Annotated in this window: 27 protein-coding genes; 10 read left to right on the forward strand and 17 right to left on the reverse strand. The window is 67.3% G+C overall.

The annotated features are described in order from the left end of the window. Positions 1-33 precede the first annotated feature (33 nt). Positions 34-1182 carry a heparan-alpha-glucosaminide N-acetyltransferase domain-containing protein gene (locus tag VG566_RS04450; protein WP_241884124.1) on the reverse strand — a complete coding sequence of 383 codons (1149 nt, stop codon included), beginning with the start codon at positions 1180-1182 and terminating at the stop codon, positions 34-36. Positions 1183-1382: 200 nt separating this feature from the next. Here VG566_RS04450 and VG566_RS04455 point away from each other — a divergent pair, with 200 nt between their 5' ends. The 3 genes from VG566_RS04455 to VG566_RS04465 all read left to right on the forward strand — a co-directional run bounded on the left by VG566_RS04455 (position 1383) and on the right by VG566_RS04465 (position 7080). Then, the gene (locus tag VG566_RS04455) at positions 1383-3347 is read left to right on the forward strand and encodes an OPT family oligopeptide transporter (RefSeq protein ID WP_241884125.1); all 1965 of its coding nucleotides are present in this window, start codon (positions 1383-1385) and stop codon (positions 3345-3347) included. A gap of 269 nt (positions 3348-3616) precedes the next feature. Then, positions 3617-5695 carry an alpha/beta hydrolase family protein gene (locus tag VG566_RS04460; protein ID WP_241884126.1) on the forward strand — a complete coding sequence of 693 codons (2079 nt, stop codon included), beginning with the start codon at positions 3617-3619 and terminating at the stop codon, positions 5693-5695. Between the two features lie 140 nt (positions 5696-5835). Then, entirely contained in the window at positions 5836-7080 is a 1245-nt protein-coding gene (locus tag VG566_RS04465; protein ID WP_164165388.1) for a DUF819 family protein, read from the forward strand. A 71-nt stretch (positions 7081-7151) separates the two neighbouring features. Here VG566_RS04465 and VG566_RS04470 read toward each other — a convergent pair whose 3' ends face one another. The 5 genes from VG566_RS04470 to VG566_RS04490 are packed head-to-tail and all read right to left on the reverse strand — an operon-like array spanning position 7152 to position 10175. Then, on the reverse strand, positions 7152-7631 hold the full coding sequence (locus tag VG566_RS04470) for a hypothetical protein (protein WP_032961355.1): 480 nt from the start codon (positions 7629-7631) through the stop codon (positions 7152-7154). Positions 7632-7677: 46 nt separating this feature from the next. After that, positions 7678-7938, reverse strand: coding sequence for a cell division topological specificity factor MinE (gene minE / locus VG566_RS04475; protein ID WP_005408532.1), 261 nt, complete (start codon positions 7936-7938; stop codon positions 7678-7680). Between the two features lie 2 nt (positions 7939-7940). Next, entirely contained in the window at positions 7941-8750 is an 810-nt protein-coding gene (gene minD / locus VG566_RS04480; RefSeq protein ID WP_005415682.1) for a septum site-determining protein MinD, read from the reverse strand. Positions 8751-8787: 37 nt separating this feature from the next. Continuing rightward, positions 8788-9633 (reverse strand): septum site-determining protein MinC, encoded by an 846-nt coding sequence (minC, locus tag VG566_RS04485; protein WP_046429497.1) that lies wholly within the window; start codon positions 9631-9633, stop codon positions 8788-8790. Continuing rightward, the gene (locus VG566_RS04490) at positions 9579-10175 is read right to left on the reverse strand and encodes a GNAT family N-acetyltransferase (protein WP_134967230.1); all 597 of its coding nucleotides are present in this window, start codon (positions 10173-10175) and stop codon (positions 9579-9581) included. The genes minC and VG566_RS04490 overlap by 55 nt, the downstream gene beginning before the upstream one ends. Positions 10176-10325: 150 nt before the next feature. Here VG566_RS04490 and VG566_RS04495 point away from each other — a divergent pair, with 150 nt between their 5' ends. The 4 genes from VG566_RS04495 to VG566_RS04510 all read left to right on the forward strand — a co-directional run bounded on the left by VG566_RS04495 (position 10326) and on the right by VG566_RS04510 (position 13947). After that, a complete protein-coding gene (locus tag VG566_RS04495; RefSeq protein WP_032961359.1) occupies positions 10326-11522 on the forward strand; it encodes a sensor histidine kinase in 1197 nt (398 codons plus the stop codon). Continuing rightward, complete coding sequence (locus tag VG566_RS04500) at positions 11522-12163, forward strand: response regulator (protein ID WP_006424175.1); 642 nt, start codon at positions 11522-11524, stop codon at positions 12161-12163. Before VG566_RS04495 ends, VG566_RS04500 begins: the two co-directional genes overlap by 1 nt. Positions 12164-12397: 234 nt before the next feature. After that, positions 12398-13471: an SRPBCC family protein gene (locus VG566_RS04505; RefSeq protein ID WP_014646355.1), complete on the forward strand. Its 1074-nt coding sequence runs from the start codon at positions 12398-12400 to the stop codon at positions 13469-13471. A 104-nt stretch (positions 13472-13575) separates the two neighbouring features. Next, on the forward strand, positions 13576-13947 hold the full coding sequence (locus VG566_RS04510) for a DUF423 domain-containing protein (protein ID WP_014646356.1): 372 nt from the start codon (positions 13576-13578) through the stop codon (positions 13945-13947). Positions 13948-14101: 154 nt separating this feature from the next. On the opposite strand, the gene VG566_RS04515 is transcribed toward VG566_RS04510, so the two are convergent. From VG566_RS04515 to VG566_RS04535, 5 genes are read right to left on the reverse strand one after another with little or no spacing between them, the layout of a single operon-like run. Beyond that, positions 14102-14911: a M15 family metallopeptidase gene (locus VG566_RS04515; RefSeq protein WP_164109934.1), complete on the reverse strand. Its 810-nt coding sequence runs from the start codon at positions 14909-14911 to the stop codon at positions 14102-14104. Between the two features lie 9 nt (positions 14912-14920). Continuing rightward, a complete protein-coding gene (locus VG566_RS04520; RefSeq protein WP_164109937.1) occupies positions 14921-15514 on the reverse strand; it encodes a PH domain-containing protein in 594 nt (197 codons plus the stop codon). Between the two features lie 3 nt (positions 15515-15517). Then, on the reverse strand, positions 15518-15697 hold the full coding sequence (locus VG566_RS04525) for a DUF4177 domain-containing protein (RefSeq protein WP_014646359.1): 180 nt from the start codon (positions 15695-15697) through the stop codon (positions 15518-15520). Beyond that, positions 15694-15873 carry a hypothetical protein gene (locus VG566_RS04530; RefSeq protein WP_014646360.1) on the reverse strand — a complete coding sequence of 60 codons (180 nt, stop codon included), beginning with the start codon at positions 15871-15873 and terminating at the stop codon, positions 15694-15696. Before VG566_RS04530 ends, VG566_RS04525 begins: the two co-directional genes overlap by 4 nt. A gap of 45 nt (positions 15874-15918) precedes the next feature. After that, positions 15919-16800: an SPFH domain-containing protein gene (locus VG566_RS04535; protein ID WP_014646361.1), complete on the reverse strand. Its 882-nt coding sequence runs from the start codon at positions 16798-16800 to the stop codon at positions 15919-15921. Between the two features lie 137 nt (positions 16801-16937). Between VG566_RS04535 and purT the strand changes: the two genes are divergently transcribed. Beyond that, positions 16938-18125, forward strand: a complete 1188-nt coding sequence (purT, locus tag VG566_RS04540) for a formate-dependent phosphoribosylglycinamide formyltransferase (RefSeq protein ID WP_164165390.1) — start codon at positions 16938-16940, stop codon at positions 18123-18125. Positions 18126-18208: 83 nt separating this feature from the next. On the opposite strand, the gene VG566_RS04545 is transcribed toward purT, so the two are convergent. Beyond that, positions 18209-19423 carry an endonuclease/exonuclease/phosphatase family protein gene (locus VG566_RS04545; RefSeq protein WP_197562186.1) on the reverse strand — a complete coding sequence of 405 codons (1215 nt, stop codon included), beginning with the start codon at positions 19421-19423 and terminating at the stop codon, positions 18209-18211. 38 nt (positions 19424-19461) lie between these two features. After that, positions 19462-20217 (reverse strand): arginyltransferase, encoded by a 756-nt coding sequence (locus tag VG566_RS04550; protein ID WP_032961379.1) that lies wholly within the window; start codon positions 20215-20217, stop codon positions 19462-19464. Positions 20218-20373: 156 nt separating this feature from the next. Between VG566_RS04550 and VG566_RS04555 the strand changes: the two genes are divergently transcribed. Then, entirely contained in the window at positions 20374-20934 is a 561-nt protein-coding gene (locus VG566_RS04555; protein WP_014646365.1) for an EF-hand domain-containing protein, read from the forward strand. A 51-nt stretch (positions 20935-20985) separates the two neighbouring features. Here VG566_RS04555 and VG566_RS04560 read toward each other — a convergent pair whose 3' ends face one another. From VG566_RS04560 to VG566_RS04575, 4 genes are all read right to left on the reverse strand, one after another. After that, positions 20986-22203, reverse strand: a complete 1218-nt coding sequence (locus VG566_RS04560) for an RNA polymerase sigma factor (RefSeq protein ID WP_164109940.1) — start codon at positions 22201-22203, stop codon at positions 20986-20988. A 177-nt stretch (positions 22204-22380) separates the two neighbouring features. After that, on the reverse strand, positions 22381-22890 hold the full coding sequence (locus tag VG566_RS04565; RefSeq protein WP_197562205.1) for a pathogenicity-like protein: 510 nt from the start codon (positions 22888-22890) through the stop codon (positions 22381-22383). A 4-nt stretch (positions 22891-22894) separates the two neighbouring features. Beyond that, complete coding sequence (tesB, locus tag VG566_RS04570) at positions 22895-23815, reverse strand: acyl-CoA thioesterase II (protein ID WP_005408551.1); 921 nt, start codon at positions 23813-23815, stop codon at positions 22895-22897. An 87-nt stretch (positions 23816-23902) separates the two neighbouring features. Beyond that, positions 23903-24679, reverse strand: coding sequence for an enoyl-CoA hydratase/isomerase family protein (locus VG566_RS04575; protein ID WP_014646368.1), 777 nt, complete (start codon positions 24677-24679; stop codon positions 23903-23905). Positions 24680-24713: 34 nt separating this feature from the next. Here VG566_RS04575 and VG566_RS04580 point away from each other — a divergent pair, with 34 nt between their 5' ends. Then, complete coding sequence (locus tag VG566_RS04580; protein ID WP_041863160.1) at positions 24714-25160, forward strand: copper chaperone PCu(A)C; 447 nt, start codon at positions 24714-24716, stop codon at positions 25158-25160. Positions 25161-25215: the final 55 nt, after the last annotated feature.

Raw genomic sequence — 25215 nt, forward strand, 5'->3', positions numbered from 1 at the left:
ATGCAGGGATGGCGCTCCCCCGGCGGGCACCGCTCACAGGTATCGCAACCAAGGCAGATCGCGCCTTCGCGCTTTGAACCGCGCGAAGGCCCGGGTCGGCGGGTACAGCACCACCGCCAGCGCACAGGCCACCAGCAGCAGGCCGCTGACCGAATCCAGGGCATACAGTTCGCCATGGGTCGGCCCCCAGGCCGCCAACGCGGCCAGGTACAGCCCTTTCAGCACGTACAGGTGCAGCAGGTAGAAGAACATCGGCGCGGCGCCGATATCGGACAGCGGGCGCAGCGCACGCGCGAGGGGCGGCCATTCGTACAAGCGCAGCAGCAACAGCCCCACGCCCAGGGTCAGCAACAGGAACTGCAATGACGGCGGGTACTTGGTGACGTTGAAGATGCTCAACCACGTGCGCAGCGTAGTGGTCTGGTACGACCAGGGAGCATCCCCATACTGGTTGGCGAACCGCAGCAGCGCGAACAGGGCCAGCGCGCTGACGCCTGCCCACAGCAGCCAGCGCTGGCGCTGCTCCGGCGCGCGCGCGCGGCCGAACCAGGGCCCCATCAGATAACCCAGCGCAATCACCCCGATCCACGGCAGTACCGGATAGGAGGTGCGCAGGCGCAGCGCGCCGGCCTCGATCCAGTCGCGCTGGTGCAGCACTTTCCACAATAGCGCCAGCAGGCCATTGCCTTGCACCCGTAAGCCGTCGAACAGGTTGTGCCCGGCCACCACCGCGATTGCCAGCATCAGCAGGGCCGGGCGTGGCAGCCATAGCAGCCCGGCCAGCGCGATCATGCTCAGCCCGATGGCCCAGATCACCTGCAGGTACAGCGTTTCCGGCGGCAGCTGGAAGGTCCAGGCGAAATTCACCAGGGTCAGTTCCAGCACCACCAGGAACAGCCCGCGCTTGAGCAGGAACGCAGCTGTGGCCCCGCGCGGATCCGCCTGGCGCTGGCCGTACAGCCAGGCCGACAGCCCGGTCAGCAGCACGAACACGGGGGCGCACAGGTGGGCCAGCAGACGGCAGGCGAACAGCGCAGGGGAGACCGTCGCCGCGTCCATCGGGTCGCTCACCTGGTGCTGCAGGAAGAAGGTCTCACGCACGTGGTCCAGCAGCATCAACAGCATCACGGTGCCGCGCAGCTGGTCGATGGAGGCCAGGCGGGGGGAGGGGGAAGGGGGCATGCGATGCAGTAACAACAAGGTATCATTAAGATATAACATATCATTTGCGGCGTGCCCAGCCGGACTTTGCCGGGTCGGTCGATTGCCGGTCCACGTACCGGCCCATTGCGCCGCAGCACACGCCCCCATCCTTTGGCACGCTGGACTTGATCTGCCCTGAACGCTAGCGTGGCAGGGATTTTTTGCCAGCAGGGGCTTCCATGAACCACGACACTGCGCCCAAGCAGCTCACCTTCCGCGCAGTGGCCCTGGCCATCGTGCTGGCGGTGGTGCTGTCGGCCGCAAACGCCTACCTCGGTCTGTTCGCAGGCCTGACCATCGCCACCGCCATTCCCGCCGCGGTGATTTCCATGGGCGTGCTGCGCCTGCTGGGCGGTGGCTCCATCCTCGAGAACAACATCGTGCAGACCGGCGCCTCGGCCGGTTCGTCGATCGCCGCCGGTGTGATCTTCACCATCCCCGCGCTGGTGATCATGGGCTACTGGCCGGACTTCAAGTACTGGTGGGTGCTGGGCATCGCCGGCCTCGGTGGCCTGCTGGGCGTGCTGTTCTCGGTGCCGCTGCGCCGTTCGATGATTGTCGAAGACCCGCTTCCGTTCCCGGAAGGCAAGGCTGCGGCCGAAGTGCTCAAGGCCGGTGAGAACCCGGGCCCGGGCCTGAAGATCCTCGGCCTGTCGGCGGTGATCGGTGCCTTCGTCAAGCTGGCCGCGGAAAGCGGCATGCGCCTGATTCCTGATGCCTGGGCCACCTCGGCCTACGTCGGCAGCTCCAAGGTCACCGCCTTCATCGGCACCAACCTGTCGCCGGCACTGCTGGGCGTGGGCTACATCGTCGGCCTCAACGTCGGCATCGTGGTGGTGTCCGGCTCGATCCTGACCTGGCACATTGCCATCCCGATCTACCAGGCGTTCTTCATGAACACCGATCCGGCGCTGGCCGCGTCGGTTGCCGCTGCCTCGTCCACCGAGGCAGCGTTCGCCATCTGGGGCGCGAAGATGCGCTACCTGGGCGTCGGTGCGATGCTGATCGGTGGCATCTGGACCCTGATCTCGCTGCGCAAGTCGCTGCTCAACGGTGTCAAGAGCGGCTTCGCGGCCGCCCGCAAGAGCGGTGGCCCGGTGCTGGCGCACACCGAGCGTGACCTGCCGATGAAGTGGATGCTGGTCGCCCTGGTGGTGTTCGTGCTGCCGCTGCTGGCCCTGTACCAGGCCATTGTCGGGCAGTGGCACGTGTCGATCCCGATGACCCTCATCATGATCGTCGCCGGCTTCCTGTTCGTGTCGGTCTCGGCCTACCTGGCCGGCCTGATCGGTTCGTCCAACAACCCGGTCTCGGGCATCACCATCTCCACCATCCTGTTCGCCTCGGCCGTGCTGGTCGTGCTGCTGGGCAAGGATGGCCTGCAGCCGGTCGGCGCCTTCGGCGCGCCGCTGGGCGCGGTGGCCGCGATCATGATCGGCGCGGTGGTGTGCTGTGCTGCAGCGGTCGGCGGTGACAACCTGCAGGACCTCAAGGCCGGTTACATCGTCGGTGCCACCCCGTGGAAGCAGCAGCTGATGCTGGGCATCGGTGCGTTCTCCTGCGCGCTGATCATGGCCCCGGTGCTGAACCTGCTGGCCACCGCCTACGGCATCGGCGTGAAGTCGGAGCTGCACCCGAACGCGCTGGCCGCGCCGCAGGCCAACCTGATGGCCTCGGTGGCCAAGGGCCTGTTCGGTGGTGAACTGCCGTGGACCTTCATCGGCATCGGTGCCGTGGTCGGTGCCGCCATCATCGCGTTCGACAGCTGGCTGAAGTCGCGCAACGCCCGCTTCCGCGTGCCGGTGCTGGCCGCCGCCATCGGCATCTACCTGCCGCTGGAACTGATGGTGCCGATCTTCCTCGGCGGCCTGATCGCCTACCTGGTCGAGCGCTTCCACAAGGTGCGTGCCGATGACGAAGAAGGCCGCGACCGCGTGCACAAGCCGGGCGTGCTGTTCGCCGCCGGCCTGATCACCGGCGAAGCGCTGATGGGCATCGCCATCGCGATTCCGATCGTGGTGAGCAGTCGCGCCGACGTGCTGGCCGTGCCGTTCCACCTGCCGGGCGCACAGTGGATCGGCCTGGCCGTGCTGTTCCTGGTCGGCTGGCTGATCTACCGCACCGGCAAGCGCGCCATGGCGTAAGGGTTGGGGTCGGATCCCTTCCCGCAGGGAAGGGCTCTGACCCCGGGTTGACAGCGTCTGGGGTCAGAGCCGATTCCGTCGGAATCGGATCCGACCCCGGTGTCCCCACAAACCGCGCCACGGCGCGGTTTGCTTTTTCTGGCGGCGGGGCCGCGCCCCACCGTTTCTGGCGGCGGGGCCGCGCCCCACCGGCAGCCATGACCGATGGCCTTGGCAGCCCCGGCCGCACGGGCCTACCATCGGTTTTTTGCCGTCCTGCGGAGACCCCGATGAAACTGCGTCATGCCCTGCTGCCACTGAGCCTGCTGGCCGCCCTGCCCAGCGTCGCCGCTGCCCGTGGCCTGGAAGTCCGCGACATGGTGGCCATGGACCGCGTCTCCGCGCCGGTACTGACCGCTGACGGCGGCACCGTGGTGTTCGCCAAGCGCAGCGTGGATGCCAACCTGAAGGCCTCCACCGCGCTGTACGCGCGCAACCTGCGTACCCGCGACGCAGCACCGCCGAAGCAGATCACCCCGGCCGGCTGGAACGTCAATTCCGCTTCGCTGTCGGCCGATGGCCAGACCGTGTATTTCCTCAGCGCCAGGAACGGCAGCCAGCAGCTGTACGCGCAGCCGCTCAGCGGCGGCGCCCCGCGCCAGCTGACCGACTTCCCGGTCGACGTGGACAGCTACCACGTGTCGCCGCAGGACGACCGCGTGCTGTTCAGCGCCGGCGTGTTCCAGGCCTGTGCCTCGGACCTGGCCTGCACCGAGAAGAAGCTCAAGGACGTCGCCGGCGCCAAGGCCAGTGGAAAGGTCTTCGATTCGCTGTTCGTGCGCCACTGGGATACCTGGAACGACGGCCGCCGCAACACCCTGTTCGTCGCGCCGCTGCCGGCAGCCAAGGCCGGTCCGGTCAAGGGCGCTTCCGCGCTGAGCGCCACCATCGACGGTGATGCCCCGTCCAAGCCGTTCGGCGGCAATGATGATTTCGCGTGGTCGCCGGATGGCGCCAGCGTGGTCGCCAGCATCCGCGTGGCCGGCAAGCAGGAGCCGTGGTCGACCAACTTCGACCTGTACCGCTTCGACGCGGCGGGCAAGCAGGCGCCGGTCAACCTGACCGCCTCCAACCCGGCCTGGGATGCCGGCCCGGTGTTCAGTGCCGACGGCAAGACCCTGTTCTACCGCGCGATGAAGCGCCCGGGCTTCGAGGCTGACCGCTTCGGCCTGATGGCGATGGACCTGGCCAGTGGCAAGACCCGCGAGATCGCCCCGCAGTGGGATCGTTCGGCTGGCGGCATCACCCTGTCCGCCGACGGCGCCAGCATCTACACCACTGCCGATGACCTCGGCGAACACCCGCTGTTCCAGATCGACGTGGCCAGCGGCAAGGCCACCAAGCTGATCGGCGACGGCAGCGTGACCTCGGTCGATGTGGCCAGCAACAGCGTGGCGATCACCCGCAACAGCCTGAAGAGCAACGACCAGGTGCTGGTTGGCTTGCTGCCGGCCGCGGGCGAAGCCATCGGCGAGCTGCGCGCGCTGACCCCGGCCGCTGGTGAGGTGCTCAAGGATGTCAGCTTCGGCGACTACGAACAGTTCGAGTTCAAGGGCTGGAACAACGACACCGTGCATGGCTACGTGGTCAAGCCGCACAACTACCAGGAAGGCAAGTCGTACCCGGTGGCGTTCCTGATCCACGGCGGCCCGCAGGGCAGCTTCGGCAATGGCTGGAGCTACCGCTGGAATCCGCAGACCTACGCGGGCCAGGGCTATGCGGTGGTGATGATCGACTTCCACGGCTCCACCGGCTACGGCCAGGCGTTCACCGATGCGATCAGCCAGCACTGGGGCGACCGCCCGCTGGAAGACCTGCAGAAGGGCTGGGATGCGGCGCTGAAGAAGTATTCCTTCCTCAATGGTGACAAGGCCTGTGCGCTGGGCGCCAGCTACGGCGGCTTCATGGTCAACTGGATTGCCGGCAACTGGAACAGCCCGTTCAAGTGCCTGGTCAACCATGACGGCGTGTTCGACCAGCGCATGATGGGCTACGCCACCGAAGAACTGTGGTTCACCGAGTGGGAGCAGGGCGGTACGCCGTACCAGAAGGCGGCGAACTACGAGAAGTTCAACCCGGTCAACCACGTGGCGGACTGGAAGAAGCCGATCCTGGTCATCCACGGCCAGCAGGACTTCCGCATCCCGGTCGAGCAGGGCCTGGCCGCGTTCACCGCTGCCCAGCGCCAGGGCATCGAATCGAAGTTCCTGTACTTCCCGGATGAAAACCACTGGGTGCTGAAGCCGAACAACAGCATCCTGTGGCATGACACCGTCAATGCCTGGCTGAAGCAGCACATCGGCAACTGATGGTTGCGGCGCCGCCCTCCGGGGCGGCGCTTCTGTTTCACCATCTGCTTTACCGGTGGGTGCCGACCGTTGGTCGGCACACCTTCCTGATCTGCCGCCACCAGCAGCCGGCCAGCGGCCGGCTCTACCAGAGCGCCTGCATGCCTTCGACTGCCCTGATCCAGAACGACATCGTCGTCTTCGGTTTGATCGCCGCCACTCTTGGCGCCGTGTTCTGGACCGCCTCGCGCGAGCAGGGGCTGTGGAAGCGCTTCTATACGTTCGTGCCAGCGCTGCTGCTGTGCTACCTGATTCCCGGCATCTACAACACCGTCGGCCTGATCGACGGCCAGAACACCAAGCTCTACAACCCGATCGCGCGCGACATCCTGTTGCCGGCGGCGCTGATCCTGCTGACCCTGGCAGTGGATATCAAGGGCATCCTGCGGCTCGGCCCGAAGCTGGTACTGATGTACCTGGGCGCCTCGGCCAGCATCATGCTCGGTGCGGTGGTGGCGTTCCTGGCGATGCGCGCGATCCATCCCGACACCGTGGCCGGCGATACCTGGGCCGGCATGGCGGCACTGGCCGGCAGCTGGATCGGTGGTGGTGCCAACATGCTGGCGATGCGCGAAGTGTTCGACGTCAACGCGACCACCTTTGGCCAGTTCGCGGTGGTCGATGTCGGCGTCGGTTACGTGTGGATGGCCGCGCTGATCTTCCTGGCAGGACGTGCAGCGAAGATCGATGCACGCAGTGGCGCTGATACCTCGGCCATCGATGAACTGAAGGAGCGCATCGCGCGCTTCCAGGCCGAGCACGAACGCATTCCCAGCCTGACCGACCTGATGCTGATCGTGGCGGTGGCCTTCGGCGGCGTCGGCCTGTCGCATGCGATCGGTGCGCCGCTGGCGGCCTGGTTCAAGGCCAACGTCAGCTGGGCGTCGCAGTTCAGCCTGGACGCGCCGTTCGTGTGGGTGGTGGTGCTGTCGACCACGCTGGGCCTGAGCCTGAGCTTCACCCGCGCACGCAACCTGGAAGGGGCGGGTGCATCGCGGCTGGGTTCGTTGCTGCTGTACTTCCTGATCGCCTGCATCGGCATGCAGATGGATCTGCTGGCGCTGCTGGATCGCCCGTGGCTGTTCCTGCTTGGCCTGATCTGGATCGCCGTGCACATCGTGCTGCTGTGGTGCCTGGGCAAGCTGCTGAAGGTGCCGTTCTTCTATTTCGCCATCGGTTCGCAGTCGAACATCGGTGGCCCGGCCTCGGCGCCGGTGGTGGCGGCCGCGTTCCATCCGGCCCTGGCGCCGGTGGGCGTGCTGCTGGGCACGATGGGCTATGCCACCGGCACCTACCTGGCCTACATCGTCGGCATCACCCTGCGCGCACTGGCCGGGCAGGGCTGATACGGCGACGGGGTGATGGGGTCAGATCCCTTTTGCGACGCAAAAGGGATCTGACCCCGGTTCCCGGTGAATCACGCCACTGGCAACCCGCGTTCGATCAACCATGCCTTCGCGTCTTCGGCGTCCTGCTCGAACCACGCCTGGGTAGATCCCAGCCGATACGTATACCCCCAGGCATCCATGTCGGCCATCAGCCGCTGGCTGCCGACGCCGGGCAGCTGCCCGGCCAGCACGATCTGCAGGTAGCAGGTCGCGTCTTCCTCGGCCACCGAGTCGGTGGCATCGGTATGCACCTGCGCCCGCCGCTCCGGTGGCAGTACGATCAGGTGGCAGGCCTCATGCAGCATCGAGTGCACGGGCGTGTCATCGCGCACGTAGACGTTGCTGGCGATGATGCCCGCCTCGGGCTCGCCCCAGTAGCTGCCGGGAATCGGCTCGCCGGCGGCCACGTGGTGCAGCCGCAGGCCATGCGCGGCGAGCAGGCACTGCGCATCGGCGAAGGCGATGTCGCCCACGCAGGTGATGTCCACGGCGGTTGTCGTATCGGTCATGCGGGTCAGGCAGCCCCGCCCATGCAGGCACGGGCGGGGCAGGGGATCAGGGTTTGTCCGGGCCTTCCGGCAGCGCCACGGAGATGTCCAGCACATCGTGCTGGCCATCCTTCACCAGGTCGACCTTCACCGCATCGACGTCGATGTTCACGTACTTCTTGATCACTTCCAGCAGCTCGCGCTGCAGCAGCGGCAGGTAGTCCGGGCCACCACGGTGGCTGCGTTCCTGCGCGATGATGATCTGCAGGCGATTCTTGGCGGTTTCGGCGGTGGTCTTCTTCGCTTTGAGGAAATCAAACAGGCCCATGCTTACCCTCCGAACAGCTTGCTGAAGAAGCCCTTCTTCTCGACGTTGGTGAAGCGCATCGGGCGTTCTTCGCCGAGGATGCGCGCGACGGCGTCTTCATAGGCCTGGCCGGCGGCGGATTCGACATCCAGGATGACCGGCTCGCCCTTGTTGGAGGCGTTGAGCACGTCGCCCGATTCCGGAATCACGCCGATCGCCTTCAGGCCGAGGACTTCCTCGACGTCGGCGATGCTCAGCATCTCGCCGCTTTCCACGCGCAGCGGGGTGTAGCGCGTCAGCAGCAGGAAGGCCGGCACGTCCTGGCCGGATTCGGCCTTGTGGGTCTTCGAATCGAGCAGGCCGATGATGCGGTCGGAGTCGCGCACCGACGACACTTCCGGGTTCACCACCACCACCGCGCGGTCGGCGAAGTACATCGCCAGGAAGGCGCCCTTCTCGATGCCGGCCGGGGAGTCGCAGATGATGTAGTCGAAGCCGTCGGCGGCCAGGTCCTTCAGGACCTTGCCCACGCCTTCCTGGGTCAGTGCGTCCTTGTCGCGGGTCTGCGAGGCCGCCAGCACGTACAGGTTGTCGAAGCGCTTGTCCTTGATCAGGGCCTGCTTGAGGGTGGCTTCGCCGTGCACGACGTTGACGAAGTCGTACACCACGCGGCGTTCGCAGCCCATGATCAGGTCGAGGTTGCGCAGGCCGACGTCGAAGTCGATCACCGCCACCTTCTTGCCGCGCCGCGCCAGGCCGCAGGCCAGGCTCGCGCTGGAAGTGGTCTTGCCGACGCCGCCCTTGCCGGAGGTGACTACGATGATTTCAGCCAAAGGACTTCTCCTGGTTCTGCATGAGTTTGGTGCTGCGTCAGTCCAGCGCAGCGATCTTGATCTGGTCCTGTTCCAGCCACACCTGGACGGCCTTGCCGCGCAGGTTGTCCGGAACATCGTCCAGTACCTTGTAGTGGCCGGCAATGGCCACCAGTTCCGCATGGAAATCACGGCAGAAGATGCGTGCCGCGGTGTTGCCCTGGGCCCCTGCCAGCGCGCGGCCGCGCAGGGTGCCGTAGATATGGATGCTGCCATCGGCGATGACCTCGGCGCCGGCGCCGACAGTGGCCATCACGGTCAGGTCGCAGTTTTCCGCGTACAGCTGCTGGCCCGAACGCACGTTGCCCAGCTGCATGCGGCCCGGCTGCGGTGCAGCGGCGTCGGCCACCTTGGCCACCGGCGTCGCCGGGGCTGGCTTCGGTTCGGCACGGGCTGCCCGGCGCGGTTCCGGTGCGGGCGGCGGCGGGGCCGGTTCGCCCTCGGCACGCTCGTACTGCGCGCGGAACTTGGCCAGCAGCGGCAGGCCGAGCTGCTGGGAGAGCAGGTCGACCGCGCTGGTGCCGTACGCCAGCGCCACCGGCAGCACCCCGGCGCTGCGCAGGCCGTCGACCAGCGCCTGCGCGGTGGCCACGTCCGGCACCTGGCTCAGGCCGCCGAAGTCGAGGATCACCGCGGCGCGGCCGAACAGCTTCGGTGCGCGGGTCACGCGCTCGCGCATTTCCTGCACGAGGCGTTCGACATCAAGGGTACGGATGCGCAGGTTGGCGATGCCCACCTGGCCGATCTTCAGTTCACCGGCCTGTTCGTAATCGAAATTCACCGCCACGCTCAGGTCCCCGTCGGCCGCTGTGCCTGCGCCGGCAGCTGCCGGGCGCGTGTCCATGCCACATCCGGCAGCTTGTGGCCGTAGGTCTCCTGGACCCACGGGTAGCTGCACAGTTCCTTGGCCAGCATGCTGGCGCGCACATCGACCTGCGGCATGGTGTTCTGGCCCAGCTCGCGGAAGCCGAAGCTGCCGTGGAAGAGCAGGGCGGCATCGGCGCCATGGTCGAGGAAGACTTCGCAGGTCATCTGCGGGTAGCGCAGCTCGGCGAAGCTCTGCGCGTCGGCGTAGAACGCACGCCCGACGCCACCGCCACGACGGCGGCTGGCGACCACGATGCGGTCGATATAGAAGAACGGGGTGTCCAGCTGCTGCTTGAACCAGGCGAAATTGCTGCTGTCGTGCTGGCTGTCGCTGCCGAAGCCGATCAGGAAGCCGGCCAGGTTGCCGTCGCGCTCGGCGACGCGGAAATACTCAGCGGTTTCATAGAACAGGCGCAGGCGGGCCGCATCCAGGGGAAGGATGGCCAGGCCAGCGTTGTTGTTCAAAGCCAGGACGGAATCGAGCTCGTGCTCGCGCACGTCGCGGATGACAATCGACATTGTGACTCCGTGGGGTAACGCGGTTGGTCCATCAAGGGACCCTGCGCACGATTATTGCATGCCCGGGGTGGGCTGCGGCATGAACAGGCGACCGGGCAGGCATGACTTCCGTGGGGTGCGGTGCGCAGGCGCGGCCCGTAGAGTGCTGGCATGTTGGGAGTCCTCAGCCATACCCGCGTCCTCCGCCTGGCCGGCCTGTTCACCTGGGTCATGGTCGGCCTGCCCCTGGCGTACTCGCAGTTCGAGAACCTGCACAGCCGCGGTGACATGGGCGGCTGGGCGATCCTGTTGTTCGTCGCCTACCTGTCCTTCGGCACGGCCTACTACTGGTTGACCCGTATCCTGCGCAGCGACAGCCACACCAGCTGGCTGGACCGCGGCCTGCTGCTGTTGCTGACGGTCTCGGCGCTGGGGGTCAGTTTCCTCAGCGGTTCGGGCCTGGGCAGCATCCTGATGATGGTCGCCGCCGGGGTCATTCCGTGGATGCTGTCGGTTCGGCTGGGGGTGCTGTGGCTGCTGGTCAGCCAGCTGGCGGTGGCGCCGGTCTATTACCTGCTGCTGCGCTTCCCGCTGTTCGAAGCGGTGATGCAGTCGCTGCTGTACGGCGGCTTCTCCATGTTCATCTTCGTGACCAGCCTGGTTGCACGGCAGCAGACCGAGGCCCGCGACGAGCAGCGCCGGCTCAATTCGGAGCTGCGTGCCACCCGCGCCCTGCTGGCCGAGAGCGCGCGGGTCAACGAGCGCACCCGCATTTCGCGCGAGCTGCACGACCTGCTGGGCCACCAGCTGACTGCGCTGACCCTGAACCTGGAGGTCGCCGGCCACCTGGCCGAGGGCCAGGCGCTGGACCACGTGAAGCGCTCGCACGCGCTGGCCAAGCTGCTGCTGGGCAATGTGCGCGAGGTGGTCAGCCAGCTGCGCGAGACCGGCGCGATCGATCTGGCCGCGGCGCTGCGCCCGCTGACCGAGAACGTGCCCTCGCTGGACATCCAGCTGGAGATCGAGGATCCGTTGAACGTGGAAGACCCGCAGCGGGCCCACGTGCTGCTGCGCTGTACCCAGGAAATCATTACCAACGCGGTGCGCCACGCCGGCGCCCGCCACCTGTGGATCAAGGTGTACCGTGAAGCCCCCGACCGGGTGGTGGTGGAGGCCCGCGACGACGGCGTCGGCGCGGATATGGTCAATGTAGGCAATGGCTTGCGCGGCATGCGCGAGCGCCTGCAACAATGTGGTGGCCAGCTGCAGATCGAAACCCGTCCCGGAGAAGGCTTCCGGCTGCGGGCGACGGTGCCGGCAACGGTGCTGGTGGCGGCCCTTACAAAGGTTCCTGAAGGAGTGCGTTGATGATTCGCGTCTGCCTGGTCGACGACCAAACCCTGGTGCGGCAGGGAATCCGCTCCCTGCTGGCGCTCGACGACGGCATCGAGGTGGTGGCCGAGGCCGGCGACGGCCGGCAGGCGGTCGAGCTGATACCGCAGGTGCGCCCCGACGTGGTGCTGATGGACATGCGCATGCCGGTGATGTCCGGTCTGGAGGCACTGCAGGTGCTGTCGCGGCAGGAACAGCTGCCGCCGACCATCATCCTCACCACGTTCGACGATGACCAGCTGGTGCTGGCCGGGCTCAAGGCCGGTGCCAAGGGCTACCTGCTCAAGGATGTCACCCTGGCGCAGCTGGTCGGTGCCATCCGTACCGTGGCCGACGGCGGTTCGCTGGTGCAGCCGGCGGTGACCCAGCGCCTGCTGTCCGGCCTGGAGCACATGCGCAACGAGTTCGTCAGCCTGGACCGCCCGGACCCGCTGACCGACCGCGAGACCGAGATCCTGCGGCTGATGGCCAGCGGCTTCTCCAACAAGGAGATCGCCAATTCGCTGGGCGTGGCCGAAGGCACCATCAAGAACCACGTGTCCAACATCCTGTCCAAGCTGGGCGTGCGCGACCGTACGCGTGCCGTACTGAAGGCGTTCGAACTCCAGCTGGTCTGAAGAAAATCGTTCAAGTACAAAGACTTGGGTCGTAGTTGCGGGTTCCTGCCAAGGTTGCCCCCTACTTGCCGGGTAGCGGTATGCGTTACCCTTCGAATTCTTTGTCCATACAAATACGCAGCCGGCAGGGAAACCGGTGCGCCAATCCCGATAAACAATGCCCGCGAAGCCTGCTAGGATTGGCGCTTCGCTTCAATCAACCCGGCCGTGGGATCGGCCCCGGAGACTCTCTGAATGACCCGTATTATCGAGTTCCTGATCGCCTTGGGGATCGTGGCTGGCCTGTTCGTCATCATTGGCGTATGTCTGCCGGGCGAGCGTCACATCACCGAAAGCATCGAGACCAACCGCAAGATGACGATCGTGTACGACACGGTCAGCAGCCTGCGCCGCTTCAAGGACTGGAACCCGCTGGTACTGCGCGATCCCGCCGTTGAACTGAAGCTGTCCGGCCCGGCCTCCGGTACCGGTGCCACCCTCGACTTCACCTCCAAGGACCTGGGCACCGGTTCCTGGAAGATCACCGAAGCCGAAGAGAACAAGCGTGTTGTGATCGCCATCGAAGACGCCACCAAGGGTCACGACAAGGTCACCACCTTCAATCTGGAGCCGACCGGCAAGGGCGGTCGCAACGTCAAGATCACCCAGGACTACTCGGTGAAGTACGGCTTCGACCTGTTCGGCCGTTACGCCGGCCTGTATGTCAGCCGCCAGATCGGCGACGACATCAAGCTGGGCCTGTCGCGCATCGCCAACATGCTCGCAACCGTGCCGAACGTGGACTACCGCACGCCGGAAGCCCCGCTGACCGACCTGGCCATCGTTGAAGTGCCGGCCGAGAACCTGCTGGTGGTCAACGCCGGCAACGTGGACCGCGGTCAGGACACCATCACCAAGTCCATCAAGGACAACCAGGAGTGGATCAAGCGCGTGATGGAGGCCAATGGCCTTGAAGCCGCCGGCCCGTTCCGCATCATCACCACCGACTTCGGCCAGGAGAAGTACGCCTTCGACATCGCCCAGCCGGTGAAGAAGAAGGGTGCTGAAGGTGCTGCTGCCGACGAGCTGACCGTGAAGATCGACGGCGGCGCTCCGGTCAAGTACGTGCACGTTGCTCCGCACCGTTCGGCGCATGCGGCCTACACCGGCCACATGGCGGGTCTGGACGTGGCCCGCAACGGCCTGCGTGCCTGGGCCGTGACTTCGGGCAACGAAGTCATCGACCGCCCGTACGAAACCTGGAAGGACGGCATCGACAAGTCGTTCACCCCGGAAGCGACCTACGACATCTACTGGGCCGTCAAGTAAGCCTCGGCTGACCCATGTAGTGTTGGACACGAAAACGCGCCGCTCATTGCGGCGCGTTTTTTTTGATCCGGCGCCCGGCAAGGGGCGCTGCGCAAGGAGCCCCCATGTTCAATCTCGAACGTCGTGCACGTAAGCCGTCCCTGCTCGCCTGCCTGGGGGCGCTGCTGGCCGCTGCCTCGATCGGCCTGTCCGCCTACGCCTCGCATGGCGTGGCCGATCCGCTGGCGCAGCAGCACCTGAACATGGCGGCGCTGTACGCGTTCGCGCATGGTGCGGTACTGGTGGCACTGGGGCCACGCGCGCACGGGGCGATCGCACACCTGGCGCTGTACGTGCTGCTGCTGGGTGTGCTGTTGTTTTCAGGCAGCCTGGTGGGCGGGGCGCTGTGGCAGTGGCCGACGCGGATGGCGCCGATCGGTGGCACCAGCATGATGGCCGGCTGGGTGGTGCTGGCGATCAATGCGTTGAGGCGGTGACGGCAATCCGGGTACAGCCGAGCATGGCTCGGCACTACATGGGGGCGTTGCGCGGCAGCTGCTGTAGAGCCGAGCCATGCTCGGCTTCGAGCGAAGCGGCCCGCTTTTGGCTTCGCTCTCTCGTTCCATTCCGCGTGCGGGCGCCACGAGGGGCTCAGCCGTTGGCCGGCCTCCAGCACCAGTGCCAGGGTTCGTAGACGATGCCGTGCGGGTTGTCGCGTGGGTAGCTCAGATGGAAGCCATGCCCGCCGGCATGCACCTGCAGCCAGGCGAACGCGTCGGTGGCTTCAAATGATTCCTCGGCCGGGGCGTCGCCCGGCGTGCCGATGTCCAGCGCATGGCCGCTGTGGTGTTCGCTGAACCCCGGCGCTGCATTGACCTTCAGGATCTCCGCCACGCTCAGGCCGCGCGCCAGTTTCCGTTCAAAGATGCCCAGCTGGTAGGCATGGCTGCGGAAGCCGGAGATCGCGTCCAGCGCAATGCCATCCCGTGCCGCCTGCAGTCGCATCCGTCGCCAGCCCTGCGCGGCGCCACGGCGCAGCCATAGCGGCCGGGCGAAGCGGTCGCGGCCGGCAAAATGCAGCAGGCACGGTTCGGGCTCCAGCGGCAGGCCGCTGTCGTCGGCGTAGCGCTGCGGGTCCAGGCCGAGCTGCTGCAGGCGCTGCTGCAGCCCGGCCAGCGGCAGCCACTGTTCCTGCAGCGCGGCGCCGAACGGACGTGCCGCCGCTGCATCGAGCAGCGCCAGCGCGTCCTCGGCCCCGGGCTCGCGCGGCAGGCGTGGCACCAGCGAATGCACGCCATGCGTCGTTACCGCCGCCAGGTAGCGGCCATCGCGCTTGCGCCGCAGCACCCACTGTGCCTGCGACAGCAGGCGGGCATCCAGGTTGCTTCGTGCGCGCAGGAGGTGGGCGGGCCACAGCTCGATGGCCTCGGTATTGATCAGCAGGGGGGCGCGTCGTTGCATCGCCGCAGCTTACCGCCGAGGCGCCGGTGCGGCCACCCTGCGCAGTGCGTCCAGCAGCACCTGCGGCCGCTCCAGGCTGAGCAGCAGCGTGCTGCCATCGCTGACCGGCAGGGCGAGAACGCGCGTGCGGTCGGTGACCAGCGCGAACCCCTTGCCGCCGCCCTGCAGGCGGAAGTGGCCGGAATAGAAGCCCGGCATCGCATAGCCATTGGTCTTGAAACGAATGCCATAGCGGCGGTCACGCTGCAGGTCGACCACCTCGGCCTGGTCCAGCCGCAGCTGTGCCACCGGAACGCGGCGGCGGTACATCGTCGAGCGCACGTCCAGCACGTCGTCGGCCAGTTCCACCCGGCGGCGGAAGAACGCCGCGCCCAACCCGATGCCGAGCGCGGCGATCACCAGCAGGCTCCAGGCGGCACTGCCGCCCATCCGGAACCAGGGCGGCGACAGCGTTACTTCGATCCAGGGCGCCGTGGCCGGTGCCTTGTACAGCTGCGCATACAGGCAGGCCACGAAGGCGGCGAGCAGGGGCAGCACGATCCACAGCACGCGCAACGGCGAACTCTCGGCCACCTCGTACTGCTTTGGATCGCTGGCACCCATGGCTCAGGCCTCCTTCTTGAATACCAGCATCGCCGGGCGCATCGGTGCGGGGATGATGATGTTGACCAGCTCCCAGCCCAGTTGGCCCTGGCGGCTCAGTTCGCTCTGGATGTCCTCGGCCTTGAGCTGGCCCATCATGGACGTCTTGACCTCGATCGTCTGGTAGCTCCAGCGCTTGCTCATTCCTTGTCCCCCGAAGATGGCGTGGGTTTCGGCAGGCGTCCTGCCTTGCGCAGGGCGTCGCGCAGCACGTATTCGATCTGTGCGTTGAGGCTGCGCAGCTCGTCGTCAGCCCAGCGTTGCGCGGCGGCCAGGACGTCGGCATTGATGCGCAGCGGGTAGGCTTTCTTCTCACTCATGCAAGCTCCTGGCGGGGTGGTGGGGCACCCCGTTGCGAGGGTGGTTCAGTACAGCGAACCGGCGTTGACGATCGGCTGGGTACCGCGGTCCGAGCACAGCACGGTCAGCAGGTTGCTGACCATGTGCGCCTTGCGTTCTTCATCCAGCTGCACCACGCCGTTCTTCTGCAGTTCGGCCAGGGCCATTTCAACCATGCCCACCGCACCGGCCACGATGCGCGTGCGTGCGGCGATCACCGCGTTGGCCTGCTGACGCTGCAGCATCGCCTGGGCGATTTCGGCGGCGTAGGCCAGGTGGCTGATGCGTGCGTCGATCACCTGCACGCCGGCGTCGGCCAGGCGTTCGGCCAGCTCGTTCTTCAGGTGCTGGGAGATCTCGCTGGCATGGCTGCGCAGGGCCAGCTGGCCGTCTTCGTGCTGGTCGTAGGGATAGCTGGTGGCCATCGCACGCAGCGCAGATTCGGACTGGATGTGTACGAAGCTCTCGTAGTCGTCCACGTTGTAGACGGCCTCGGAGGCGTCGACCACCTGCCAGACGATCACCGCGGCGATCTCGATCGGGCTGCCGTCCAGCTCGTTGACCTTCAGCTTGCCGCTCTCGAAGTTGCGCACGCGCTGGCTGACCCGGCGCTTGGCAAAGAAGGGGTTGTTCCAGCGCAGGCCGTTGTCCTTCACCGTGCCCACGTACTTGCCGAACAGGCTAAGGACCGCCGCCTGGTTGGGCTGGATGGTGTACAGACCGGCCAGGATGAACACGCCCAGCGCCACCAGCAGGGCGCCCAGCAGCATCAGCAGCAGGCTGGGCGAGCCGGTGCTGGCCTTGGCTGCCACGCCCACCACGAACAGCGCGGCGCCGGCGAGGCCGACGAGCAGGGCGCCGACCAGCGTGCCGAGGCCGTTGAGGGAAGACAGCGACTTCTCTTTCATGGCGGTACGTCCTTGAGGGTTCAAATTGAAGATATCAAAGTGATATCACCTGTCCACTACCGTTCGTCGGATGCCATGGTCAGGGTGCCCGGCCGGCTAGAATGCCCTCCCGCCTTCACATCGCTGCTGGAACCGCCATGGCCAAGCTTGGAACGCCGTTGTCCCCCTCCGCCACCCGCGTGCTGCTGCTGGGCTCGGGCGAACTCGGCAAGGAGGTGGCCATCGAGCTGCAGCGGCTGGGCGTGGAGGTGATCGCCGCCGATCGCTATGCCGACGCCCCGGCCATGCAGGTCGCGCACCGCTCGCACGTGATCGACATGCTCGATGCGATGGCGCTGCGGGCGCTGATCGCCCAGGAGCAGCCGCACCTGGTGGTGCCGGAAATCGAGGCCATCCACACCGAGACCCTGGTCCAGCTGGAACAGGAGCAGGGCCTGCGGGTGATCCCGACCGCGCGCGCCGCACGCCTGACCATGGATCGCGAAGGCATCCGTCGCCTGGCCGCCGAAACCCTGGGCCTGCCGACCTCGCCGTACCGCTTCGTCGATACCGAGGCCGAATACCGTGCTGCCGTCGCCGCCATCGGCCTGCCGTGCGTGGTCAAGCCGGTGATGTCGTCCTCGGGCAAGGGCCAGAGCACCCTGCGCAGCGAGGCGGACATCGCCCCGGCCTGGGACTACGCGCAGACCGGTGGCCGCGCCGGTGCCGGCCGCTGCATCGTCGAAGGCTTCATCGATTTCGATTACGAGATCACCCTGCTGACCGTCCGCCATGCCGGTGGCACCTCGTTCTGTGCGCCGATCGGCCATCTGCAGAAGGACGGCGACTACCGCGAAAGCTGGCAGCCGCAGCCGATGTCGAGCGCGGCACTGGCGCGTGCCGAAGAGATTTCGCGCGCGATCACCGATGACCTCGGCGGCTGGGGCCTGTTCGGCGTGGAGCTGTTCGTGAAGGGCGACGAAGTGTGGTTCAGCGAAGTGTCGCCGCGCCCGCACGACACCGGCCTGGTGACGCTGGTATCGCAGGAGTTGAGCGAGTTCGCGCTGCATGCGCGCGCCATCCTCGGCCTGCCGATCCCGGTGATCCGCCAGAGCGGCCCGTCGGCGTCGTGCGCGCTGTTGGCACACGGCGAGGGCGTGCCGTACTTCAACAACGTCGCCGCTGCATTGCAGGTGCCGGATACTGCCGTACGCCTGTTCGGCAAGCCGAGCGTGCATGGCCATCGCCGCGTCGGTGTCACCCTGGCGCGCGCGGAAACCATCGACGAGGCGCGCGCCATCGCGCGAGATGCCGCCGACGCCATCGGCGTCGAACTGCGCCTGTAAAGCAAAAAGGGGACGGAGGGGATTAAGTCGTTTGTGCCACAAACGACTTAATCCCCTCCGTCCCCTTTTCATGGCCGTCGACTCTACCGCACGTCCACCCACACCAGGTGGTGGTCGCTGCCGTCGGCGATCTTCGCTTCCGGGCTTTCATTGGCCGGCCAGAAGATGCCGCTGCCGACGAACTCGAAACCGGTCGAGGGCAGTACGTAGTCCAGGCGCATCGTGCCGGACTTCGGGCCGAAATCGCCGGTGGCATGGAACGGTGCGCCCTTGCGCTCGATGCCCTTGGCCGCATAGGCCAGGCTGGTCTGCTCGCCACCGACGCTGCGCGGGGTGGGGTAGCGCAGCACGCGGGCGTTCTCGATCAGTTCGACGATCGCCTCATGGCGGCCATCGCCATCGACCGGGTCGTTGTTGAGGTCGCCGAGGATCACGAAGCGCGCGTCCTGGGCCAGTCCGCCGCACTGCCCCTTGTCGTCGCACAGCCATGGCTTGTCACCCTTGGACAGGTATTCCTGCCACAGGCGCAGTTCGTCATGGTTGCGTGCCGCGTTGCGCTTTTCCGGGCCGTCGAACACCGGCGGGGTCGGGTGCGAGACCAGCGCGTGCACCACGCCGGCCGGGGTCTTCACCGGCACGTCCCAATGCGACTTCGACGACAGGCGCAGCTGCGACCACACATGGTCGTTGTAGAAGCTCTGGCCGGTACGTGGGTCGATCGGGCGGATCGCGCCGGGCATCGCGCTCCACTTCAGCAGCTGGAAGCTGCGCACCCTGGCTTCGTCGATCGGGTAGCGCGACAGCACCAGCATGCCGTACTGGCCCGGGTGCAGGCCGTAGCCCCAGGCATCGTTGCCGCGGCTGCGGCCTTCGCCACCGACCACGCCGTTGTTGTCCAGGTCCAGGCCGCTGGGCACGCCGGTGTTGACCGGTGCCAGATAGCGGTAGGCGAAGTGCAGCGGTTTGCCGCCACCGGGCTGGGCGACCTCCAGGTAGCGCTTCTGGAACAGGTCGGCGGCGCGATGGGCGTCGTCGAAGTCGAATTCGTTCAGCAGCACCAGGTCCGGGCGCACCTGCTGCAGCACTGCGGCGATCTTGCGCGCGTGTTCGCTGTCGCCTTCCAGCTCCTTGATCAGGCCACCGGCGTCATCGGAGTACAGCGAGGTGTTGTAGGTGGCCAGGCGCAGCGCAGCGGACGGCTTTTCGGTCATCGCAGGGGACGTGGCGAAGGCAGGGGCGGTGGCGCCGCAGAGCAGGGCCAGGGCGAGGATCAGGGGATGGCGGCGGGTCATGTTCATGGGCCGTATTGTGCACCCGGCCCGGTGTCAGCGGTTTGTCAGCGCCCGTCCAGATCCTTGTCGAAATCGTGCCAGCGGCGGCCATCGTAGGCTTCCAGCGGATGGAAGCGGCGCTTGTAGTCCATCTTCTGGTGGCCGCGGATCCAGTAGCCCAGATACACGTGCGGCAGGCCCTCGCGGCGCGCCCACTCGATCTGCTGCAGGATCGCGAAGGTGCCCAGCCCGCGCGCGGCGTGGTCCGGGTCGAAGAAGGTGTAGACCGCCGACAGGCCGTGCTCGGTGACGTCGGTCACCGCTACCCCCAGCAGCTGGCTGGGCTGGCCGTCGTGGCCGGGCAGGCGCATCTCCATGAAGCGGGTGTGCGACCAGCTGCCGATCAGGAACTGCTCGAACTCGTGCGGGCCGTGGTCGTCCATGCCGCCGTTGGCATGGCGGTGGGTGAGGTAGCGGTGGTACAGCGCGAACAGGTCATCGCGGGCGGTGGCGGCGGTGATCCGCACCTCCAGGTCGTCATTGCGGGTGGCACAGCGGCGCTGGCTGCGGTCCGGGGCGAAGCGGGCCACCGGGATGCGCACCGCCACGCAGGCCTGGCAGTGCGCGCAATGCGGCCGGTAGACCAGGTCGCCGCTGCGACGGAAGCCCCAGCTCAGTGCCAGTGGATAGAGTGCGCCGAGGCGGCGGTCGTTCGGGTCCAGCACCAGGTCGCGTGCCACCCGGTCCGACCAGTACCCGCAGGGGTGCTCGCCGGTCTGGAAAAGTCGCAGTTCGTCGTCTCTGTCGCCATGTATCGCCATGGGCACAGCATAGCCCCAGGTTGTCGCAGTGGCGGCGACTGTCCGCCGGATGAATGGAATCGGCAGTAGCGTCAACCGACGTCGCGCCCGGGCGTTGTTGTCCCCCGAGGGTGAAGTGATCACCCCGACGCTGTTCCCATCCCCAGGAGTGACCTCATGATCCGTACCCCCCTGCTGCTGGCCCTGCTGCTCGGCACCTCCGCATCCGGTATCGCGCTGGCGGCCGACACCCCGGCCACGCCGGCACCGCGCCCGGCCAAGCTGGACACCAACGGTGACGGCGTGATCGACCGCAGCGAGGCGGCCGCCAACCCGCGCCTGGCCGCGAAGTTCGACGAGCTGGACAAGAACAAGGACGGCAAGCTCTCGCGCGACGAGCTGCCGCGCTGGCAGCATGGCCGTCGTGGCCACGGCGGTGAGCGCTGGGCCGCGCTGGACGTCAACAAGGATGGCCGCATCAGCCGCGAGGAAGCCAAGGCCGATCCGCGCCTGGCCGCGCGCTTCGACCAGCTTGATCTGAACAAGGACGGCTACCTGGACAAGGCCGACCGCGAGCTGCGCATGAAGCAGCATCGTGATGCCTGGTTCGCCGCCGCCGACACCAACAAGGACGGCCAGCTGAGCAAGGCCGAGTTTGATGCGGCCAAGGGCCCGATGCATGGTGGCCCGCGCCATGGCGGTCCGCGCGACGGCGGCGCACCGAAGCCGCAGCGCTGAGGGTCAATGCAGTGATGACGACAACGCCGGCGGCACTGCCGGCGTTGTCCGTTACAAGCGGCCGCTGCGCATCAGCGAGTACGCCACAAGCGCAATGACCATCAGGTTCATGGCGATGATGGCGGTGCGGCCGTACATCGATTCGAACTTCCAGTTGATGCCGGTTCGCCCGCGCCGCGCCGAATCGCGCGCGATCATCGGCGCCATCACCCGCTGCAGCGTCACCAGGCACTGGTAGTTGACCACGCCCAACCCGACCGCCAGCACCGTCAGCTGCGTCCAGACCGGTGCCTGCAGCACCACAGCCAGCAGGATCGCCAGGCACCAGAACATGCCGGTGGTGATGTTGAGGTAGAGGAAGCGGCGCACATCGGCTCGCTCTGCCGCAGTTTCGGTGTACGACATCAGGAAGCGCCCGCCGAGGTAGCTGCCGATCGCGCCACCCACCACGCCGCCGATCACCGCCCCCCAGCTTTCGGCCGGCAGCACATGCAGCTGGCCCAGGGTGGCGGTCAACGAGCCCATCGCGGTTCCACCGGCAACGCTGGCGCCGCCGAGACCGAGCTTGCTGCCACCGACGCCGACGCCGGTGCCGATCAGGATCGCGGCACTGGCGGTGCCGGGTGCGGCCACCAGCACCATCGACACCACGGCGGTGGCGAATGCAGCGCTCGGCGCGCTGCTGCGGGCGAATTCACCGAAGCGCTGCAGCAGGCCTTCGCGCACCAGGGCACGTGCACGCGACAGGCGCTTGCGCACGGCTGCATCGCTGAGCCCGAGCAGATCGGCGACCTGTTGCGAGCGCTGTCCCTCGCGGTAGTACAGCAACAGCACTTCGCGGCTGTCGGGGGGCAGGGTGGAGATGATGTCCTCGGCGGCGATCTCTTCCTCCACCCGCTGCAGGCGGTCAGCCGCGCCCGGCGACGGGTCGGCGGCCATGCCCATCGCTACCTCGGCCGCCTCGCCGGTCAGCGGCCGCCCACGCTGGGCGCGCAGCCAGTCGCGGGCCAGGTTGCGGGTGATCTGCCGCAGCCAGGGCAGGAAGCTGGTCGCGCTGCGCAGCTGGTGCAGCTGCTGCCAGCCCTTCACGAAGGCCTCCTGGGCGATGTCCTCGCTGGCCTGGCGGTCGCGGGTGATGGCCAGGGCGATGGCGGTGACCGTGTTCTGGCAGGCCAGCACGATACGGCCGTAGGCGTGCTGGCAACCGCTGGCGGCGGCGGGCAGTTCGCGTTCCAGGGTCTGGTCGATCGATGCGGCGAACGTCGTCATGGCGGCGGCTCTCCTGCTGGGATTGTGTCCCATGACGGAGCCGCGCGCCCAATGTGACCGACTTTCTGTGCTGACAAAATAGGGACGGAGGGGATTAAGTCGTTTGTGCCACAAACGACTTAATCCCCTCCGTCCCCTTTTTGCAGTTGCCGGCCAGCGGCGGGTACGACCCGTGGGTTATTTCGATGGCTGGATGCGGACCCGGACTTCATCCTCTTCCGGTGCGGCCTGCGGGGCCGGTTGCGCCTGCTGCGGCTGGGCCTGCGGGGCAGGGGCCGGTGCTGCCGGGGCCGGGGCATCGCGATGGCGCAGGCCGATCACCAGCGCCACGCCGGCGATCACCACCAGCAGGGCGATGCGGATGCGCCAGGCCCAGCTGCGGCCGCCGCTGCCCTGTTCCGGCGTGTCGCGGAAGGCGAACTCGGCGGTCGGATGGTCGCGGCGGGTGGTGTCGAGCAGGCGCGCCTCACGCAGGATCTCGCGTGCACGCGGCTGGTCGTCGGCGCGCACGATCCATACCGCCGGGTAGGCGTTGGCGTTGCCGAGGTCGGTATAGCTGAACTGGCCGCGGCGACGGGTCTTGTACGAGCGCCCGTTGGTCACCTTGACGTCGATGCCATGCCCGCGCAGGAGCTCGGCCACGCCTTCGACGGTTTCCACGCGCTGGCTGCTGAAGATCTGGCGCATGGGTTTACTCCTTGGCCGGCACGGCGGCCGCGGCAGCCTGGTCGGGAACCACGCGGATCAGGCCTTCCTGCGCGGTGCTGGCCACCAGCACGCCATTGCGGGTGAAGAACTGGCCGCGGGCCAGGCCGCGCGAATCCTGCGCGCTGGGGCTGTCCAGCGAGTACAGCAGCCAGTCGTCGGCACGGAACGGGCGGTGGAACCAGATCGCGTGGTCGAGCGAGGCCATCTGCACGTGCGGGTGGTAGTAGCTGATGCCGTGCGGGAACGTCGCCGTGCCCAGCAGGTGGAAGTCCGAGGCATAGGCCAGCAGGGCCTGGTGCAGTTCCGGAGCATCGCCGACCGGCTCGCTCAGGCGCAGCCACACCTGGTGGTAGGGCGGGCGCTTGGGCGGGTTCAGTTCGTCGCGCGGGTAGACGTGGCGGAATTCGAACGGGCCGCCGCGCGACAGCCAGCGCTGCACCTTGATCGGCAGCCGCTCCAGCACTTCGGCCGGCAGCGGCCGGTTCGGTTCGATGTCTTCCGGCTGCGGCACTTCGGGCATCTTGTGCTGGTGTTCGGCGCCGGTCTCGGCCTGCTGGAACGATGCCGCGCAGAAGAAGATCACCTTGCCGTGCTGGATCGCGGTGACCCGGCGCACCGAGAAGCTGCCGCCGTCGCGGGTACGGTCCACGTCGTAGACGATCGGGTGGTCGATGTTGCCGGCGCGCAGGAAATAGGCGTGCAGCGAGTGCACGTGGCGGCCGTTGTCGACCGTGGCCTGTGCCGCGGCCAGCGCCTGGCCCAGCACCTGCCCGCCGAACACGTACTTGGTGCCGATGTCGCGGCTCTGCCCGCGGAACAGGTTGTCCTCCAGCCGCTCCAGCGTGAGCAGGTCTATCAGCTCGGAGACGACGGGTTCGGGCGTGTCGTTCAAGGGGGCGGCCACAGCAGTGAAAGAGGGCCTGATTATACCGGTCAGGGGTCAGATCCCTTTCGCCCGGCGAAAGGGATCTGACCCCGGGCGGGGCAACCGCTATTTGCCCAGCCGCGCGACCAGCGCCTGCAGGGCGTTCTGTGCGTCCGGGGCGAACCAGGCCTCGACGAAGCGGTCGAGCTGGATCAGGTCCGGCTGCAGCGCCACGTGCAGGTCCGCACGGGCGATGGCGCGGGTCAGCAGCATCGGCTGGCGCGGCTGCCTGAGCAGGTCCTGCAGCCAGGCAATCGCGCGTGCCACCACCAGGTCCCCCTCTGCCAGCTCATCCACCAGGCCGATCTGCACCGCCTGTTCGGCCGGTACCAGCGAACCGGTGGTCAGCAGCACGCCGGCGCGGTGCACGCCCACCGCACGGCGCAGCAGGCGCTGGATGCCCTCCGGCGCGATCAGGCCCACCTGCACCTCGTTCAGGCCGATGGCATATGGCCGCGACGGATCGGCGCTGCGGGCCATCACCCGGTAGTCGCAGCACAGGGCCAGCACGCAGCCGCCCGCCGGGGCGTGGCCGGTGATCGCCGCGACCACCGGGATGCGGCTCTCGGCCAGCGTGCGTACGGCGCCAAAGAAGGCGTTCCAGGTGTCCAGCAGCTTGTGCTTGTCATCGCCATGCGAGAGCAGGTGCGGCACGTCCATGCCGCCGGTGAAGATGCGCTCGCTGCCCGACAGCACGATGCCGTGCGCGTCTTCGGCCATGGCCAGCTCGATGGCATGGATCAACTGCCGGCACAGGTCGGTGTCCAGTGCGTTGACCGGCGGCCGCGCCAGGCGCAGTTCGCGGATGGGGCCATGGTTGATCACCTCGATGAGCGTCGTCATGCTGCGGTCTCGTTGCGAAGAAGGAACCTGGGCGATGATAACCAAACCATTCGTTGGCGTACTGTGGCTTCTGTGTGCGGCCGCAGCATCGGCCTCGGCGGCGGAATCGGGCTGCGTCACGGTGGATCAGGGCTGGGCGCGGTTGCCACCGAATCCGGCAATGCCGATGACCGCTGGCTACGGCGTCATCCACAACGGCTGCGGCAAGGCGGTGGTGATCACCGGCGCGACCAGCAGCAGCTTCAATGATGTGTCGCTGCACGAAACCACGATCACGGATGGGGTCAGCCGGATGCGCGCGATCGAGCGCCTGCCGCTGGCGCCGGGTGCACGTGCCGAGCTCAAGCCCGGTGGCCTGCACCTGATGCTGATGCAGGGCAAGGGCGCGCTGAAGGAGGGGCAGGCGGTGCCGCTACGGCTGCAGCTGGAAGGCGGCGGCGAAGCAAGTGCGACGCTGGCCGTACGCAAGGCTGCGCCGTAGCGGGATGGTCGTGCCGGCCGCGGGGCGGCCCCACACCAAAATACCGCCACCCGCC

This window comes from Stenotrophomonas sp. CASM114, assembly GCF_049384325.1.
GTDB lineage: Bacteria > Pseudomonadota > Gammaproteobacteria > Xanthomonadales > Xanthomonadaceae > Stenotrophomonas > Stenotrophomonas muris.

What these genes read in the sequence shown, in the direction of transcription:
- VG566_RS04450 (WP_241884124.1), bottom strand. Translation starts at nt 1,182, where the DNA reads ATGCCCCCTTCCCCCTCCCCCCGCCTGGCCTCCATCGACCAGCTGCGC.
- VG566_RS04455 (WP_241884125.1), top strand. Translation starts at nt 1,383, where the DNA reads ATGAACCACGACACTGCGCCCAAGCAGCTCACCTTCCGCGCAGTGGCC.
- VG566_RS04460 (WP_241884126.1), top strand. Translation starts at nt 3,617, where the DNA reads ATGAAACTGCGTCATGCCCTGCTGCCACTGAGCCTGCTGGCCGCCCTG.
- VG566_RS04465 (WP_164165388.1), top strand. Translation starts at nt 5,836, where the DNA reads ATGCCTTCGACTGCCCTGATCCAGAACGACATCGTCGTCTTCGGTTTG.
- VG566_RS04470 (WP_032961355.1), bottom strand. Translation starts at nt 7,631, where the DNA reads ATGACCGATACGACAACCGCCGTGGACATCACCTGCGTGGGCGACATC.
- minE (WP_005408532.1), bottom strand. Translation starts at nt 7,938, where the DNA reads ATGGGCCTGTTTGATTTCCTCAAAGCGAAGAAGACCACCGCCGAAACC.
- minC (WP_046429497.1), bottom strand. Translation starts at nt 9,633, where the DNA reads ATGGACACGCGCCCGGCAGCTGCCGGCGCAGGCACAGCGGCCGACGGG.
- VG566_RS04490 (WP_134967230.1), bottom strand. Translation starts at nt 10,175, where the DNA reads ATGTCGATTGTCATCCGCGACGTGCGCGAGCACGAGCTCGATTCCGTC.
- VG566_RS04495 (WP_032961359.1), top strand. Translation starts at nt 10,326, where the DNA reads ATGTTGGGAGTCCTCAGCCATACCCGCGTCCTCCGCCTGGCCGGCCTG.
- VG566_RS04500 (WP_006424175.1), top strand. Translation starts at nt 11,522, where the DNA reads ATGATTCGCGTCTGCCTGGTCGACGACCAAACCCTGGTGCGGCAGGGA.
- VG566_RS04505 (WP_014646355.1), top strand. Translation starts at nt 12,398, where the DNA reads ATGACCCGTATTATCGAGTTCCTGATCGCCTTGGGGATCGTGGCTGGC.
- VG566_RS04510 (WP_014646356.1), top strand. Translation starts at nt 13,576, where the DNA reads ATGTTCAATCTCGAACGTCGTGCACGTAAGCCGTCCCTGCTCGCCTGC.
- VG566_RS04515 (WP_164109934.1), bottom strand. Translation starts at nt 14,911, where the DNA reads ATGCAACGACGCGCCCCCCTGCTGATCAATACCGAGGCCATCGAGCTG.
- VG566_RS04520 (WP_164109937.1), bottom strand. Translation starts at nt 15,514, where the DNA reads ATGGGTGCCAGCGATCCAAAGCAGTACGAGGTGGCCGAGAGTTCGCCG.
- VG566_RS04525 (WP_014646359.1), bottom strand. Translation starts at nt 15,697, where the DNA reads ATGAGCAAGCGCTGGAGCTACCAGACGATCGAGGTCAAGACGTCCATG.
- VG566_RS04530 (WP_014646360.1), bottom strand. Translation starts at nt 15,873, where the DNA reads ATGAGTGAGAAGAAAGCCTACCCGCTGCGCATCAATGCCGACGTCCTG.
- VG566_RS04535 (WP_014646361.1), bottom strand. Translation starts at nt 16,800, where the DNA reads ATGAAAGAGAAGTCGCTGTCTTCCCTCAACGGCCTCGGCACGCTGGTC.
- purT (WP_164165390.1), top strand. Translation starts at nt 16,938, where the DNA reads ATGGCCAAGCTTGGAACGCCGTTGTCCCCCTCCGCCACCCGCGTGCTG.
- VG566_RS04545 (WP_197562186.1), bottom strand. Translation starts at nt 19,423, where the DNA reads ATGAACATGACCCGCCGCCATCCCCTGATCCTCGCCCTGGCCCTGCTC.
- VG566_RS04550 (WP_032961379.1), bottom strand. Translation starts at nt 20,217, where the DNA reads ATGGCGATACATGGCGACAGAGACGACGAACTGCGACTTTTCCAGACC.
- VG566_RS04555 (WP_014646365.1), top strand. Translation starts at nt 20,374, where the DNA reads ATGATCCGTACCCCCCTGCTGCTGGCCCTGCTGCTCGGCACCTCCGCA.
- VG566_RS04560 (WP_164109940.1), bottom strand. Translation starts at nt 22,203, where the DNA reads ATGACGACGTTCGCCGCATCGATCGACCAGACCCTGGAACGCGAACTG.
- VG566_RS04565 (WP_197562205.1), bottom strand. Translation starts at nt 22,890, where the DNA reads ATGCGCCAGATCTTCAGCAGCCAGCGCGTGGAAACCGTCGAAGGCGTG.
- VG566_RS04575 (WP_014646368.1), bottom strand. Translation starts at nt 24,679, where the DNA reads ATGACGACGCTCATCGAGGTGATCAACCATGGCCCCATCCGCGAACTG.
- VG566_RS04580 (WP_041863160.1), top strand. Translation starts at nt 24,714, where the DNA reads ATGATAACCAAACCATTCGTTGGCGTACTGTGGCTTCTGTGTGCGGCC.